We start from the raw sequence: 14,932 nt of genomic DNA on the forward strand, positions 1-14,932 counted from the left end.
AGCATCGCGTCGGGACTGAAGTCCCTCCCACAACAGCCGCTCACGCTCACCCTGGTCGCTTGGGCAAGCGCAGCGCGATAGCTATCCGGGTCAAACCGCAAAACATTACCGGACCGCAACGCCGGCGGCTCAACGGCCCGTCTTGATCTCCGTCCACAGGCGGGTATACAGCTTGTCCACTTCGGGCGGGTTGATCGAATAGGTGAACATCTTCGCGGCCACCTCCGGCGGCGGATAGATGGTGGGATCGTTGCGGATCGCCGCGTCCACCAGCGGGGTCGCCTGCGGCACCGGGTTGGCGTAGTGGATGAAGTCGGTATTGGCCGCGGCCACCTTCGGTGTCAGCAGGTAGTTGATGAACGCGTAGGCGTTCTCCGGATGCTTGGCGTCCTTGGGGATGGCCAGCATGTCGAACCACTGCGGCGCGCCTTCCTTTGGAATCGAATAGGCCACGTGCACGCCGTTCTTGGCTTCCTCGGCGCGGTCGCGCGCCTGGATGATGTCGCCGGACCAGCCCACCGCCAGGCAGGTGCTGCCGTTGGCCAGCGAGGTCACGTACTGCGAGGAGTGGAAGTTCTGCACGTACGGGCGGATGCGTTTGATCAGCGCCGCGGCCTGCTCGATCTTGGCCGGATCGGTGCTGTGCGGATCCTCGCCCAGGTAGTGCAGCGCGATCGGGATCAGGTCCGAGGGCGTGTCCAGCAGGGTCACGCCGCAATCCTTGAGCTTGGCCAGGTTCTCGGGCTTGAACACCAGGTCCCAGCTGTTGGCGATGTCGGTGCTGCCGAACGCGGCCTTGACCTTGTCCACGTTGTAGCCGATGCCGGTGGTGCCGACCATGTACGGCACGCCGTACTTGTTGCCCGGATCCTGCTGCGCGATGCGCTGCATGATCTGCGGGTCCAGATTGGCCAGGTTCGGGATCTTGCTCTTGTCCAGCGGCAGGAACACCCCGGCCTGGATCTGCCGGCCGAAGAAATTCAGCGTCGGCACCACCACGTCGTAGCCGCTGCCGCCGGCCAGCAGCTTGGTCTCCACCATCTCGTCGCTGTCGAAGACGTCGTAGGTGACCTTGATGCCGGTCTGCTTCTCGAAGTCTGGAATCGTGTTCTCGGCGATGTAGTCCGAGTAGTTGTAGACGTTGAGTACCTTCGCCTCACCCTGCCCCGCCTTGTCCGCATCGCTGCCGGAGCCGCCGCAGCCGGCGAGCAGCGCCGTGGCCAGGGAAAGAGTGAGCAGTCGCAAGGTCATGGCAGGTCTCCGCAGGTCCATGGGCAAGAGGGAGGAGATCGGCGGCGCGCGCCGGATCCGGGGGGACGTTCCAGACTACCCAGCGCCGGGCTATTTGCCCAGGGCCTGCGCCGTGTCCTCCAGCGCCAGCCAGGCCTTGTCGAACAGTTCGTCGACCTGGGCGCGGCTGAGGATCAGCGGCGGCGACAACAGCATCGCGTCGTTGGTGGCGCGCAGGATCAGGCCGCGGCGCAGCGCGTTGTCGCGGCACAGCGCGCCGACCTTGCCGCGCTCGGGGAAGTAATGCCGGCGCGGCTTGTCGGGCACCAGCTCCAGCGCGCCGATCATGCCGACGATGCGCGCCTCGCCGACCAGCCGATGCTCGCCCAGCTCGGCCCAGCGCTGCGCCAGATACGGCGCGATCTCGCTGCGCGCGCGTTCGACGATGCCTTCGTCCTGCAGCAGGCGCAGGTTCTCCAGCGCCACCGCCGCGCACACCGGGTGGCCGGAATAGGTGCAGCCGTGCGCCAGTTCCCCGCCCTGCTCCTTCAGCACCGTGGCCACGCGCGTGCCGAACATCGCCGCACCGAGCGGGATGTAGCCGGAGGTGATGCCCTTGGCGATGGTCATCACGTCCGGTTGGAAGCCGAAATGCTGCGACCCGAACCATTCGCCGGTGCGACCGAAGCCGCAGATCACCTCGTCGGCGACCAGCAGCACGTCGTAGCGACGGCAGATGCGCTCGATCTCCGGCCAATAGCTGCGCGGCGGGATGTACACGCCGATCGCGCCCATGATCGGCTCGCCGATGAACGCCGCCACCCGCTCTGGCCCCAGCTCCAGGATCTTGTCTTCCAGCCGCCGCGCGGCCAGCAGGCCGTATTCCTCTGGATCCATGTCGCCGCCGTCGCCGAACCAGTAAGGCGGATCGATGTGGTGGATGTCGGGAATCGGCAGGCCGCCCTGGCGGTGCATGCCCTTCATCCCGCCGAGGCTGGCGCCGGCCATGGTGGTGCCGTGGTAGCCGTCGTGGCGGCCGATGAAGATGGTCTTCTGCGGCTGGTCCTGCACGGCCCAGAAGTGCCGCAGCAGGCGCAGGATGGTGTCGTTGGCCTCGGAGCCGGAATTGGTGAAGAAGGCATGGTCGAGGTCGCCCGGCGCCAGTTCGGCGAGCTTGGCGGCCAGGCGGATGGTCGGTTCGGTGGTGCACTGGAAGAAGCTGTTGTAGTACGCGAGCTGTTCCATCTGCCGCGCGGCGGCCTGGCCGAGTTCCTTGCGCCCGTAGCCGAGGTTGACGCACCACAGGCCGGCGAAGGCGTCGAGCAACTGGTTGCCGTCGGCATCCCAGACGTAGGCGCCGTCGCCGCGGGTGAGAATGCGGGTGCCTTTCTGCGCCAGGGCGGCGTTGTCGTTGAACGGGTGCAGGTGGTGCGCGGCATCCAGGTCCTGCAGGGCGCGCGTGTCGATCCGGTCCATGTCCACTCCAGTGTCGGTGCCAAGGCCGCCGCCGCGACCAAGCTCTGCTGTTGCTGTTGCTGTTGCTGTTGCTGCTGCTGCTCTTGCTGCTGCTGTTGCTTTTGACTTGCCGGGTTCCCTTCCGAAGCGGCGGCCAGCCCGGGGAAAAACCCCGAAGGGGCGGCGCACATGGATGTGTGCCGTTCGCGGCAGGGGCAGGATGCCCCTTCCGCGAATCCCCGGGGTGGACGCGGACCCGGAGCGCGTTAGCGCGGAGGGCGCGAGGCAGGGTGTGCTTTCTTTTGGTTACTTTTCTTTGCACAAGCAAAGAAAAGTAACTCGCCGCAAGGCGAAAGCTTTGCTCTTGAAGATGCTGCCACCATGGCTGAATTGTAGGAGCGGCTTCAGCCGCGAAAGATATGACTAATTACGTTGGTCGCGGCTAAAGCCGCTCCTACAGTCTTTCTCATCTGACACTCAAGCGTGAAGCAACGGCAAAGGCTTTCGCCCTTTCGGGCGAGTTACTTTTCTTTGCTCGCGCAAAGAAAAGGTAACCAAAAGAAAGCGCGCCCTGCCTTCGCGCCCTCCGCGCTGCGCGCTCCGGGTCCGCGGTCATGCCGGGGATTCGCGGAAGGGGCATCCTGCCCCTGCCGCGAACGGCGCACATCCATGTGCGCCGCCCTTCGGGTTTTTCCCCGTCATGCCCGCCGCTTCGGAAGGGAACCCGACAAGTCAAAAGCAACAACAACCGCAACAGCCGAAGCAACAGCAACAGCAACAGCAGGTCAAAGCAGCAGCGAAGAGCATGCGCAACCGCTATGACAAGCAGTGCACCACATGAGCAACTGCAGCCGTCAGCAGCTCACACGTTCAACAACAAAAACTCCCGCTCCCATGAACTGATCACCCGGAAGAACGTCTCGTACTCCTTGCGCTTGACCGAGATGTACGCCCGCACGAACCGCGGCCCCAGCAACTCCTGCAACGGCGCGCACCGCTCCAGCTCGTCCAGCGCCTCGCCCAGCGAGCGCGGCAGCTGATAGCCCATCTCTTTGCCGCTGCCGGTGGTCGGCTCGGTCGGCTCGAGCTTCTCGCGGATGCCGAGCAGGCCGCAGGCCAGCGTCGCCGCCATCGCGAGATAGGGATTGGCGTCGGAACCGGCGAAGCGGCTCTCCACGCGCATGTTCTCGATCGTGTCGATCGGCACGCGCAGGCCGCAGGTGCGGTTGTCGAAGCCCCACAGCACGTTGCTCGGCGACACCTCGCCGAACATCAGCCGGCGGTAGGAATTGACGTTGGGCGCGAAGAACGCCATCGCCATCGGCACGTACTTCTGCAGGCCCGCCAGGTAATGGGCGAAGGTGCGGCTGTACTCGCCGGCACGGCGGCCGCTGAAGACGTTCTTGCCATGCTTGTCCACCAGGCTCTGGTGGATATGCATCGCACTGCCCGGCTCGTTCTCCATGGGCTTGGCCAGAAAGGTGGCGTAGACGCCGTGGCGCAGCGCCGCCTCGCGCATGGTGCGCTTGAACAGGAACACCTGGTCGGCGCGCGACAGCGCGTCGTCGTGGGTGAAGTTGACCTCCAGCTGCGCCGCGCCGGATTCGTGGATCAGCGTGTCCACGTCCAGTTCCATCGCATCGCAATAGTCGTACATCAGGTCCAGGATCGGATCGAACTCGTTGACGGCGTCGATCGAGTACGACTGCCGCGCGGTCTCCGGCCGACCCGAGCGGCCGGCCGGCGGCAGCAGCGGGAAGTCCGGATCGGTGTTCTTCTGCACCAGGAAGAACTCCAGCTCCGGCGCCACCACCGGCTTGCAGCCGATCGCCGCGTAGGCCGCCAGTACCCCGCGCAGCACGTTGCGTGGCGCCAGTTCGTGCGGCTGACCCTCCTTGGTGTAGCAATCGTGGATCACCTGCGCGGTGGGATCGGCGGCCCACGGCACCATGCGCACCGTGTCCGGGTCCGGACGCAGTTGCATGTCCGAATCCGACGGCGAGGTCAGGTCGTAGTAGTCGTCCGGGTAGTCGCCGGTGACGGTGGTGGCGAAGATGCCCTCGGGCAGGCGCGTGCCGTAGTCGTGCGAGAACTTGGCGGCGGGAATGATCTTGCCGCGGGCGTTGCCGGTGATGTCCGGCACCAGGCACTCGACCTCGGTGATGTGGCGTTCCTTGAGCCAGCGCCGCAGCGAACTTTCCTGCTGTTCCGGCGTGTGCTTGCGCGATCGGGGTCGACTGGCCATGGGAATCAGTGCCTGCGGGTGGCCGCATAGTGGCGACAGGCGTCGCCGAAGGATTGGAAGATGCCGAGATAGAACGCGTCGTCGAGCACCCGCCACTCTGGATGCCATTGCACGCCGAGCAGGAAGCCGGGGCCGATGCCGCGGAAGGCCTCGATCAGGCCGTCCGGCGCCAGTGCCTCGACGATCAGGTCGCCACCCAGCCGCGCCACGCCCTGCCCGTGCAGCGAATTGACCCGTACCCGGTCGCGGCCGGCGATCTCCTCCAGCCAGCCGCCATGGCTCAGCGTCACCTCGTGCGCCGGCGCGTACTGGGCTTCCAGCGGCGCCTGCGGGTCCTCGCGGTGATCGGACAGCCCCGGTTGTGCATGCACCTTCTGATGCAGGGTGCCGCCAAGGGCGACGTTGACTTCCTGGAAGCCGCGGCAGATCGCCAGGATCGGCAGGCCCAGCGAAATCGCCTGCGGAATCAGGTCCAGGGTGTTGGCGTCGCGCGCCGGGTCATGAATGTTGCCGAGCCAGCTCGGCTCGTCGCTGTAATGGTGTGGCTCGATGTTGCTGACCGCGCCGGTCAACAACAGGCCATCGAGCCGCGTCAGCCAGGCGCGCGCATCGACCGGCGGCTGCAGCGAGGGCAGCAGCACCGGGGTCACCCCGGCACCATCGACGGCGGCGCGCAGATACTTTTCGCCCGCCGCCAGGAACGGATGGTGGCCGATGAGCTTGCGGTCGGTCGGTACGCCGACCAGGGGCGATACGGCCATGCGAAGAACTCGTGCGGCGTCGCGGCAACTTACCGCGCGCGTTTTATTTTTACAACACGACACACTGCGGAATGCAGCACAGAGCGAGCGAACGCAGCGATTACCGGACCTGCGTGACACGTGCATTGCGCCTGAGACGTCGCAAAACCGTGCAGCCGCGTGATCGAACGCAAGCGCACCACGCCAGGCGCTGTTGAGTATTCTTGACGCCATGGCGCTCTGCTAAGCTCGAAGCACTCCCGCCGTCCGCCGCGATGACCCGCATGCACGATGCCCCGCTGCTGCCCCCGGACGACGCCCAGACCCTGCAGCGCATCGCCGGCTGCGAGCACATCGACCTGTTGCTGTCGGACTGCAACGGCCTGCTGCGCGGCAAGCGCATCGCCCGCGACGTGCTGGAGAAGGTCTACCGCGACGGCGTGTGCCTGCCGATGTCGTTGATCGCCACCGACATCACCGGCAACACGGTCGAGGAAACCGGGCTGGGCTACGACATCGGCGACGAGGACCGGCTGTGCTTTCCGGTACCGGGCAGCCTGCGGCCGGTGCCGTGGGCGCCGGTGCCGTCGGCGCAACTGCTGCTGGCGATGCAGGACGGTGCCGGCGGCGCGCTCGACTTCGCCCCGCGCCAGGTGCTGACGCAGGTGTTGGCGCGCCTGCAGGCACGCGGGCTGACCCCGGTAATCGCGGTGGAACTGGAGTTCTACCTGTTCGACCCGCACGCCGACGCGCACGGCCGCCCGCAGCCGCCGCTGCATGCGCACAGCGGACTGCGCAACGACAGCACCCAGGTGTATTACATGCAGGAACTGGACGACCAGCGCGGCTTCACCGACGCGGTCGCGCAGGCCTGTCGTGCGCAGGGCATTCCGGCCGACACCGCGGTTGCCGAATACGCGCCCGGCCAGTTCGAGATCAACCTCAAGCACCGTTCCGATGCGCTGGCCGCCTGCGACGACGCGATACTGCTCAAGCGCGCGATCAAGGCGATCGCGCAGCAACAGGGCCTGCTCGCCAGCTTCATGGCCAAGCCGTTCGCGGCGCAGTCCGGCAGCGGGCTGCATGTGCACGTGAGCCTGTTGGGCAGCGCTGGACACAACGTGTTCGCCTGCACCCCGCAGGCGCCGGCCGAGGCCTTGCGCCACTCCATCGGCGGGCTGCAGCGCAGCGCCGAGGACTGCCTGTTGCTGTTCGCGCCGCACGCCAACAGCTACCGGCGCTTCGTCGCCAATGCCTTCGTCCCGCTCAACGACAGCTGGGGCTTCAACAACCGCACCGTGGCGATGCGGGTGCCGCACAGCGACCCGGCCAACACCCGCATCGAACACCGCATCGCCGGCGCCGATGCCAATCCCTACCTGGTCGCCGCGGCAGTGCTGGCCGGCATCGAACACGGCCTGGCACAAAGCATCGATCCGGGGCCGCCGACGCAGGGCAACGCCTACGCGCAACACGCCGCACGCGAACCGGACTGGCGCGGCGCGATCGCCCGCTTCCTGGACAGCGACTTCGCCGCCGCTCACTTCGGCACGCATTTCCGGCATGTCTACGGCCAGCAGAAGCGCCGCGAGCTGCTGGATTTCCAGGCGCAGGTCAGCGATGTGGATTATCGCTGGTATCTGCGGACGGTGTGAGGAGCCGGGACCGGGGACCCGAGGACCGGGACCCGGAAAAACAAAAGCAAGTACATGGAGCCGGATACATGTCCCACCCCATCGACAATTCGCGATCATGACCCGCTCCTCCCCGGGCCCCGGGTCCCGGGCCCCGGGTCCCGGCTCTTCCTGGTATCTCGACAGCGCCGCACCGCTCCCGGAACAGGAACCATTACGAGGCCAGGTACGCGCCGACGTGTGCATCCTCGGTGCCGGCTACACCGGGCTGAGCGCGGCGCTGGCGTTGGCCGAGGCCGGGTATCGGGTGGTGGTGCTGGAGGCGCAGCGGGTCGGCTGGGGCGCGTCCGGGCGCAACGGCGGGCAGGCCATCGTCGGCTACGGCTGCGAGCAGCACACCCTGGAAGCCCTGCTCGGCCAGGACGATGCGCGGCTACTGTTCGATTTCTCGCGCGACGGCATGCAGTTGCTGCGCACCCGCATCGCCCGCCATGGCATCGCCTGCGACTGGCGCGACGGCCACGCGCACGTGGCGATCAAGCCGCGCCAGGAGCGCGCGCTGCGCGCCGGCATCATCGAGATGGCGCAGCGCTACGACTATCCGCTGCAATGGTGGGATCGCGCGCAATTGCAGTCGCAGTTGCGCAGCCCGCGCTACCTGGGGGCGATGTACGACGCGGCCAGCGGCCACCTGCATCCGCTGGAGTACGCGCGCGGCCTGGCGCGGGCGGCGCTGGCCGCGGGCGTGCGCATCTACGAGCAAACCCCGGTCACGCGGTTGGTGCGCGGCGCGCGGCCGATCCTGCGCAGCGCGCACGGCGAGGCCGAAGGCGAGTTCGCCATCCTCGCCGGCAACGCCTGGCTGCGCGGCGTCGCCCCGGAACTGGAATCGCGGATCATGCCGGTCGGCACCTACATCGGCGCCAGCGCGCCGTTGGGCGAGGCGCTGGCGCGCGAGTTGATCGGCAACGACATGGCGGTGGCCGACGTCAACTGGGCGCTGGACTACTTCCGTCTCAGCCGCGACCACCGGCTGCTGTTCGGCGGCCGCGCCAGCTACTCGTCGCTGCCGCCGCCCGGCCTGCGCGGGGTGATGACCCGGCGCATGCGCCGGGTGTTCCCGCAACTGCGCCAGGTCGAGATGGACTCGGTGTGGGGCGGCTACGTCGACATCACCCGCAACCGCGCTCCGCACTGGGGGCGGCTGACCCCGAACGTGTACTTCGCGCAGGGCTTCTCCGGCCACGGCGTGGCCGCCACCGGCCTAGCCGGGGCGGTCATCGCCGCGGCGATCGGCGGCCAGGCGCAGCGGCTGGACGTGTTCGCGCGGATCCCGCATGCACCGTTCCCCGGCGGCCGCCTGCTGCGTACGCCGCTGCTGGTGGCGGCCATGTCCTGGTACAAGTTGCGCGACGCGCTGTGGTAGCCGCCGGCGCGCCTACGCCGCCCTCAAGTTCGCGTGCGCGCGGCCGATAACCGGGTTCCATCCCAGGATTGCCGCCCGCGAGGCATGCATGTCGCACCCGCTGCCGATCTACCCGATCGCCCCCGACGGCAGCCCTGCACAGCAGCGCATCCTGCTGGTGGAAAACTCGCGCACCTTCACCGACCTGCTGCGCGCGGCGATCGAGCAACGGGTCGAATTGCCGGTCGTGGTGGTCTCCACCCTGGCCGAGGCCGCCGCCGCCCTGGATGACGGCGGCCCCTGGTTCCTGGCGCTGACCGGGCTGGTGCTGGCCGACGGCGACCGCGACACGGTGGTGGACTTCTTCGTCGCACGCGGGCTGCCGACGGTGGTGGTCAGCGGGGTCTACGACGAAAGCCTGCGCAAGCGCATCCTGACCCAGCAGATCATCGACTTCGTGCTGAAGAACGCGCCGGATAGCATCGATTACCTGGCCTGGCTGGTGCAGCGGCTGGCGCGCAACCGCTCCATCACCGCACTGGTGGTGGACGACTCGCCGTCGGCGCGCGCCTATGCCGCCTCGTTGCTGTCGATGTACGGCTACCGCGTGGTCGAGGCCGCCGACGGCGCCGCCGGACTGCGCGCGATCGAAGCCAATCCCTCCATCCGCCTGGCGGTGGTGGACCAGGAGATGCCGGGCATGGAAGGCGTGGAGTTCACCCGCCGCCTGCGCGCGTTGCGCGCACGCGACATGCTGGCGGTGATCGGCCTGTCCGGCAACAACGACCCGTCGCTGGTGCCGCGCTTCCTCAAGAACGGCGCCAACGACTTCCTGCGCAAACCCTTTTCGCGCGAGGAATTCTTCTGCCGGGTCTCGCAGAACGTGGATCAGCTGGAACTGATCGGCACCTTGCAGGACCTGGCGACGCGGGACTTCCTCACCAGCCTGCCCAACCGTCGGCACTTCCTCGAACAGAGCCAGCGCGTGCTGGCGAAATGGCTGGCGCGGCAGGAGCCGGTCGCCGTGGCGATGCTCGACATCGACCATTTCAAGCACATCAACGATACGTTCGGCCACGAGGCCGGCGACGAAGCGCTGCGCGCGGTGGCCGCGACCCTGGCCGCGCACGCGCGCCCGCAGGACATGGTGGCGCGCTTCGGCGGCGAGGAATTCTGCATGCTGGTGCCGGGCCTGGACGCCGCCGCGGCGGCCGACTACTTCGAAACCCTGCGCGCGCGCATCGCCGACCTCAAGATCCCGCTGGGTGCACAGATCCTGCGGCTGACCATCAGCATCGGTGTCAGCAGCAGCGGCGCACAACGGCAGATCCTGCATCCGCTGCTGACCGAGGCCGACAAGTACCTGTACCTGGCCAAGGCCGGCGGCCGTAACCGGGTCGAACACGCGCCGCCGGCGGAGCCGGCGCTCAGCGACGCGGCCGCCTGATCGCCAGCAGCGCCAACACCGTCAGCAGCGCCGCCGCGCTGAGGTAGTAGCCCACCCACGACAGGCCGTAGTGCGTGGCCAGCCACACCGCCACGTACGGTGCCGGCGCCGCGCCGACGATGCCGGCCAGGTTGAACGCCAGCGAGGCGCCGGTGTAGCGCACCGGCACCGGAAACAGTTCGGCCAGCAGCGTGCCGCAGGGGCCGTAGGTCAGGCCCATGAAGAAGAACCCCAGCGCCAGGAAGCCCAGCACCTGCCAGGGCTGCCCGGCCTGGAACAGCGGCGCGAACAGCAGCCCGAACGCGACGATGGCCACGCTGGCCACGAGCATCGCCGGGCGCGTGCCGCGGCGATCGCCGTACCAGGCCGACAACGGGATGCCGGCGGCGAAGAACAGGATGCCGACCATCTGCAGCAGCAGGAACTGCTCGCGGCTGTAGTGCAGCGTGGTGGTGCCGTAGCCGAGTGCGAACACCGTCATCAGGTAGAACAGCACGAAGGTGGCCAGCACCGCGAACGTACCCAGCACCGTCGCGCCGACGTGCTGCGAGAGCACCGTCTGCATCGGCAGGCGTACGCGCTCGTTGCGGTCCAGCGCGCGCTGGAAATCCGGGGTCTCGTGGATGCGCAGGCGCACCCACAGCCCGGTGATCACCAACAGGGCACTGGCGACGAACGGGATGCGCCAGCCCCAGCGCAGGAACTGCACCTCGTCCAGCACCGCGCCCAGCAGCAGGAAGATGCCCGAACACAGCAGGAAGCCCAGCGGTGCGCCCAGCTGCGGGAACATGCCGTACCAGGCGCGCTTGCCCGGCGGCGCGTTCTCGGTGGCCAGCAGCACCGCCCCGCCCCATTCCCCGCCCAGGCCCAGGCCCTGGCCGAAGCGGCACAGCACCAGCAGCGCCGGCGCCCACAGGCCGATCCGGTCGTAGCCGGGCAGCAGGCCGATCAGCACGGTGGACAGGCCCATGGTCAGCAGCGCTGCCACCAGGGTCGCCTTGCGCCCGACACGGTCGCCGAAGTGGCCGAACAGCGCCGACCCCAGCGGCCGCGCGATGAAGGCCACGGCGAAGGTCGCCAGCGACTGCAGCTGCGCCGCATCGGCGTCGCCCTTGGGGAAGAACAGCGTGGGGAACACCAACACCGCGGCGGTGGCGTAGATATAGAAATCGAAGAACTCGATGGTGGTGCCGACCAGGCTGGCCAGCAGCACACGACGCGGCGAGTTGACGGGCGGAACGGAAGACGCGGCAGCGGTCATGGAGGCGACATCGACAGGCAATCGGCCGATTCTCGCAGTCCCGCCGCGGCTTGTCTCGCGCCGGTGCGCCGCACGATCCGACTCAGGACAGCAGTTGCGCGCGACCGGCAGCGGTCAGCACCGCCACCTCGCGCTCGCCTGCCCGCTCCACCCGCACCCAGCCCGGCCCCGCCTGCCCGGCGAGTTCGGCATCGCCGAGCCAGGCCAGGGTGCGCAACAGCACGCTCATGCGCACGTCCAGGCGTTTGCACACGCGCGCCAGTGCCATCCCCTCCGGCGCCTCGGCCAGCAGTTGCAGCAGACGCGTGGTCAGCAGCGGATCAGCGGACAAGCGCCACACCGATGTCGCGTGGAGCCGTCGCACCGGCCTCGGCCAGATGCGCGGTGACCACCACCGGAATCGACTTGGAGGTGGGCGTGCGCGCCTCGTCGGCGAAGCTGGACAAGGGCACCAGCGCATTGGTCTCCGGATAATAGGCCGCCAGGCAGCCGCGCGGGATGTTGTACTCGACCAGCATGAAGCGCTTGGCCTGGCGCGGCACACCGTCCTCGCACAGGCTGTGCAGGTCCACCCAGTCGCCGGCGCGCATGCCCAGGTCGGCGATGTCGGCCGCGTGGATGAACAGCACCCGGCGCTCGCCGAACACGCCGCGGTAGCGGTCGTCCAGGCCATAGATGGTGGTGTTGTACTGGTCGTGCGAGCGCGTGGTGGCCAGGGTGAACACCAGTTCGCCCGGATGCTGCCGGCGCGCGCGGTGGATCGGGTTGTCGGTGGGCACCGCATGCACCTTGAATACGGCGCGGCCTTCGGGTGTGTCCCACACGCGGTCGCGCGCGCCATTGGACAGGCGGAAGCCGCCCGGGACCCGTACCCGCGCGTTGAAGTCGGCGAAGTCGTCGAACATCTGCGCGATCAGGTCGCGGATGCGGTCGTAGTCGGCCACCAGCCAGCGCCAGCGTATTGCGCTGCGCGCGCCGAGCGTGGCCTCGGCGAGGCCCGCCACGATCGCCGGCTCGGACAGCAGCTGCGGCGAAGCCGGCGGATTGATGCCGCCGGACAGATGCACCATGCTCATCGAATCCTCCACGCTGACGTGCTGTGGCCCGCCCTCCTGGATGTCGATCTCGGTGCGGCCCAGGCACGGCAGGATCAGTGCGTCGCGGCCGTGTACCAGGTGGCTGCGGTTGAGCTTGGTGGTGACGTGCACGGTCAGCTCGCAGCGGCGCAGCGCGCGGTGGGTGGCCTCGGTATCGGGCGTGGCGGTGGCGAAATTGCCGCCCATTGCGAAGAACACCTTGGCGCGGCCGTCGGCCATCGCCTCGATCGCGCCGACGGTGTCGTAGCCGGGCGCGCGCGGCGGGGCAAAGCCGAACACCGTCTGCAGCCGGTCCAGGAACGCCTCTGGCGGCTTCTCGTAGATCATCATGGTGCGGTCGCCCTGCACGTTGCTGTGCCCGCGCACCGGGCAGGCGCCGGCGCCGGGACGGCCGAGATGGCCGCGCAGCAGCAGCAGGTTGGCGATCATCTGGATGGTCGCCACCGAATGCTTGTGCTGGGTGATGCCCATGCCCCAGCAGGCGATCAGCCGCTCGGCCTTGAGGTAGATCTCGCCGGCCTTGCGCAGTTCGGCCTCGCTCAGCCCCGATTCCTCGGCGATGGTGTCCCACGGTTCGGCCGCGACCTCGGCGGCAAAGGCCTCGAAACCGACGGTATGGTCGGCGATGAACGCCATATCCAGCAGCCGCGGCTGCCCGCCGCTGGCTGCTTCGGCGTCGCGCTCCAGCACGTGCTTGATGATGCCCTTCACCGCGGCCAGGTCGCCGCCGATCTTGAGCTGGAAGTAGTCCGACGAGATGCGCGTGGAGCCGTTGTGCAGCATCTGCAGCTTGTCCTGTGGATCGGCGAACTTCTCCAGGCCGCGTTCGCGCAGCGGGTTGAACGAAACGATGGCCGCGCCGCGCTTGGCCGCCTGGCGCAGTTCGCCGAGCATGCGCGGATGGTTGGTGCCGGGGTTCTGGCCGAAGATGAAGATCGCATCGGCCAGCTCGAAATCCTGCAGCGAGACGGTGCCCTTGCCCACCCCGATCTGCGCCTTGAGCGCGGTGCCGGACGGCTCGTGACACATGTTGGAGCAGTCCGGGAAGTTGTTGGTGCCGAACTCGCGCACGAACAGCTGGTACAGGAACGCCGCTTCGTTGCTGGTGCGGCCGGAGGTGTAGAAGATCGCCTCGTCCGGCGAGGCCAGGCCGTTGAGATGCTCGGCGATCAACGCGAACGCCGCGTCCCAGTCGATCGGCACGTAGTGATCGGTGTCGGCGTCGTAGCGCAGCGGCTGGGTCAGCCGGCCCTGCCCTTCCAGCCAGTAGTCGCTGTAGCGCGCCAGTTGCGCGACGCTGTGCTGGGCGAACAGCTCCGGGGTGGCGCGGCGTGCGGTGGATTCGGCGGCCACCGCCTTGGCGCCGTTCTCGCAGAATTCGAAGGTCGAGGTGTGGTCGCGGTCGGGCCAGGCGCAACCAGGGCAGTCGAAGCCGTCGGGCTGATTGGCGTGCAGCAGGGTCTTGGCGCCCTGCACCGCCACATCCTGCTCCATCAGGTGCTTGGCCACGGCGCGCAGCGCGCCCCAACCGCCGGCCGGTTGCGTGTACGGCTGGATGGTCTTCTTGCTCATGCGGGCTCTCCGGCGGGTTCTGTCTGCGCTAGGCGCTGCGGATGGCTGTAGACGACGTAATCGTGATCGCGGGCGAAGCCGATCAGGGTCAGGCCCGCGCTGTCGGCGAGCGCGATGGCCAGCGCAGTGGGTGCGGAAATGGCGGCCAGCAGCGGGATGCCGGCCTGGGTGGCCTTCATCGCCATCTCGTAGCTGGCACGACTGGTGACCACGGCGAAGCCGGCGCTCGGTTCGAAACCGGCGCCGGCCAATGCCCCGATCAGCTTGTCCAGCGCGTTGTGGCGGCCGACATCCTCGCGGATCAACTGCAACTCGCCCTGCGCATCGGCCCAGGCTGCGGCATGGGTGGCGCCGGTCAGTGCGTTGAGGGTCTGTTGCGCGCGCAAGGCACGCAAGGCATGGGCCAGCGCCGCGGCCGCGATCGGCACGCCGGCCGACACCGGCCGCGGCGTGCGCAGCACCGCCTCCAGCGACTCGCTGCCGCACACCCCGCAGCCGCTGCGCCCGTCGAGATTGCGGCGCCGCGCCTGCAACGCCGCAGCCTGTGCCGACGGAATCCGCAGGCGCAACGACACGCCTTCCAAGTAGGTTTCCACGGCCTCGATGCGCAACTGCGCCGGCGTCTCGACGATGCCCTCGCTGAGCGAGAAGCCCAGCGCGAAATCCTCCAGATCTTCCGGCGTGGCCATCATCACCACGAACGGGGTGTCGTTGTACGCAAACGCCACCGGCACCTCGGCAGCCACCAGGTCCTGGGCGATGGCCGTGCGCCCGTCGCGATGGCGGCGCACGCCGCGGGCGACCGCGCCTGGCCTGGATGACGCACCCGCGTGCATGACGACCCTC

The 14,932-nt window shown here is 68.3% G+C and carries 12 protein-coding genes; 4 read left to right on the forward strand and 8 right to left on the reverse strand.

The features are described from left to right. Window positions 1-129: 129 nt before the first annotated feature. Both GGR71_RS01075 and GGR71_RS01080 read right to left on the reverse strand, forming a co-directional pair. On the reverse strand, window positions 130-1,251 hold the full coding sequence (locus GGR71_RS01075) for a polyamine ABC transporter substrate-binding protein (protein ID WP_160957113.1): 1,122 nt from the start codon (window positions 1,249-1,251) through the stop codon (window positions 130-132). Window positions 1,252-1,341: 90 nt separating this feature from the next. Next, complete coding sequence (locus GGR71_RS01080; protein ID WP_184451576.1) at window positions 1,342-2,706, reverse strand: aspartate aminotransferase family protein; 1,365 nt, start codon at window positions 2,704-2,706, stop codon at window positions 1,342-1,344. A 679-nt stretch (window positions 2,707-3,385) separates the two neighbouring features. On the opposite strand from GGR71_RS01080, the gene GGR71_RS01085 reads away from it, so the two are divergent. Further along, window positions 3,386-3,526 (forward strand): hypothetical protein, encoded by a 141-nt coding sequence (locus GGR71_RS01085; RefSeq protein WP_160957115.1) that lies wholly within the window; start codon window positions 3,386-3,388, stop codon window positions 3,524-3,526. A 21-nt stretch (window positions 3,527-3,547) separates the two neighbouring features. Here GGR71_RS01085 and GGR71_RS01090 read toward each other — a convergent pair whose 3' ends face one another. Together GGR71_RS01090 and GGR71_RS01095 are read right to left on the reverse strand one after the other, a co-directional pair. Further along, on the reverse strand, window positions 3,548-4,930 hold the full coding sequence (locus GGR71_RS01090; protein WP_048489867.1) for a glutamine synthetase family protein: 1,383 nt from the start codon (window positions 4,928-4,930) through the stop codon (window positions 3,548-3,550). Window positions 4,931-4,935: 5 nt separating this feature from the next. Continuing rightward, window positions 4,936-5,691 (reverse strand): gamma-glutamyl-gamma-aminobutyrate hydrolase family protein, encoded by a 756-nt coding sequence (locus GGR71_RS01095; protein ID WP_160957116.1) that lies wholly within the window; start codon window positions 5,689-5,691, stop codon window positions 4,936-4,938. 254 nt (window positions 5,692-5,945) lie between these two features. On the opposite strand from GGR71_RS01095, the gene GGR71_RS01100 reads away from it, so the two are divergent. From GGR71_RS01100 to GGR71_RS01110, 3 genes are all read left to right on the forward strand, one after another. After that, window positions 5,946-7,325, forward strand: coding sequence for a glutamine synthetase family protein (locus GGR71_RS01100; RefSeq protein WP_160957117.1), 1,380 nt, complete (start codon window positions 5,946-5,948; stop codon window positions 7,323-7,325). Window positions 7,326-7,422: 97 nt separating this feature from the next. Beyond that, complete coding sequence (locus tag GGR71_RS01105) at window positions 7,423-8,730, forward strand: NAD(P)/FAD-dependent oxidoreductase (protein ID WP_202404671.1); 1,308 nt, start codon at window positions 7,423-7,425, stop codon at window positions 8,728-8,730. A gap of 88 nt (window positions 8,731-8,818) precedes the next feature. Continuing rightward, window positions 8,819-10,156: a diguanylate cyclase gene (locus GGR71_RS01110; RefSeq protein ID WP_160957118.1), complete on the forward strand. Its 1,338-nt coding sequence runs from the start codon at window positions 8,819-8,821 to the stop codon at window positions 10,154-10,156. Here the strand turns inward: GGR71_RS01110 and GGR71_RS01115 are convergent. The 4 genes from GGR71_RS01115 to fdhD form a co-directional block, all read right to left on the reverse strand. Continuing rightward, window positions 10,137-11,417, reverse strand: coding sequence for an MFS transporter (locus tag GGR71_RS01115; protein ID WP_184451578.1), 1,281 nt, complete (start codon window positions 11,415-11,417; stop codon window positions 10,137-10,139). The two genes, GGR71_RS01110 and GGR71_RS01115, sit on opposite strands and share 20 nt — an antisense overlap. 82 nt (window positions 11,418-11,499) lie before the next feature. After that, on the reverse strand, window positions 11,500-11,748 hold the full coding sequence (locus GGR71_RS01120; RefSeq protein WP_160957119.1) for a hypothetical protein: 249 nt from the start codon (window positions 11,746-11,748) through the stop codon (window positions 11,500-11,502). Next, window positions 11,738-14,086, reverse strand: a complete 2,349-nt coding sequence (locus tag GGR71_RS01125) for an FdhF/YdeP family oxidoreductase (protein WP_184451580.1) — start codon at window positions 14,084-14,086, stop codon at window positions 11,738-11,740. The genes GGR71_RS01120 and GGR71_RS01125 overlap by 11 nt, the downstream gene beginning before the upstream one ends. Then, window positions 14,083-14,922 carry a formate dehydrogenase accessory sulfurtransferase FdhD gene (fdhD, locus tag GGR71_RS01130; protein ID WP_160957121.1) on the reverse strand — a complete coding sequence of 280 codons (840 nt, stop codon included), beginning with the start codon at window positions 14,920-14,922 and terminating at the stop codon, window positions 14,083-14,085. The genes GGR71_RS01125 and fdhD overlap by 4 nt, the downstream gene beginning before the upstream one ends. Window positions 14,923-14,932: the final 10 nt, after the last annotated feature.

The sequence above is a fragment of the Xanthomonas sp. F1 genome (genome assembly GCF_014199855.1).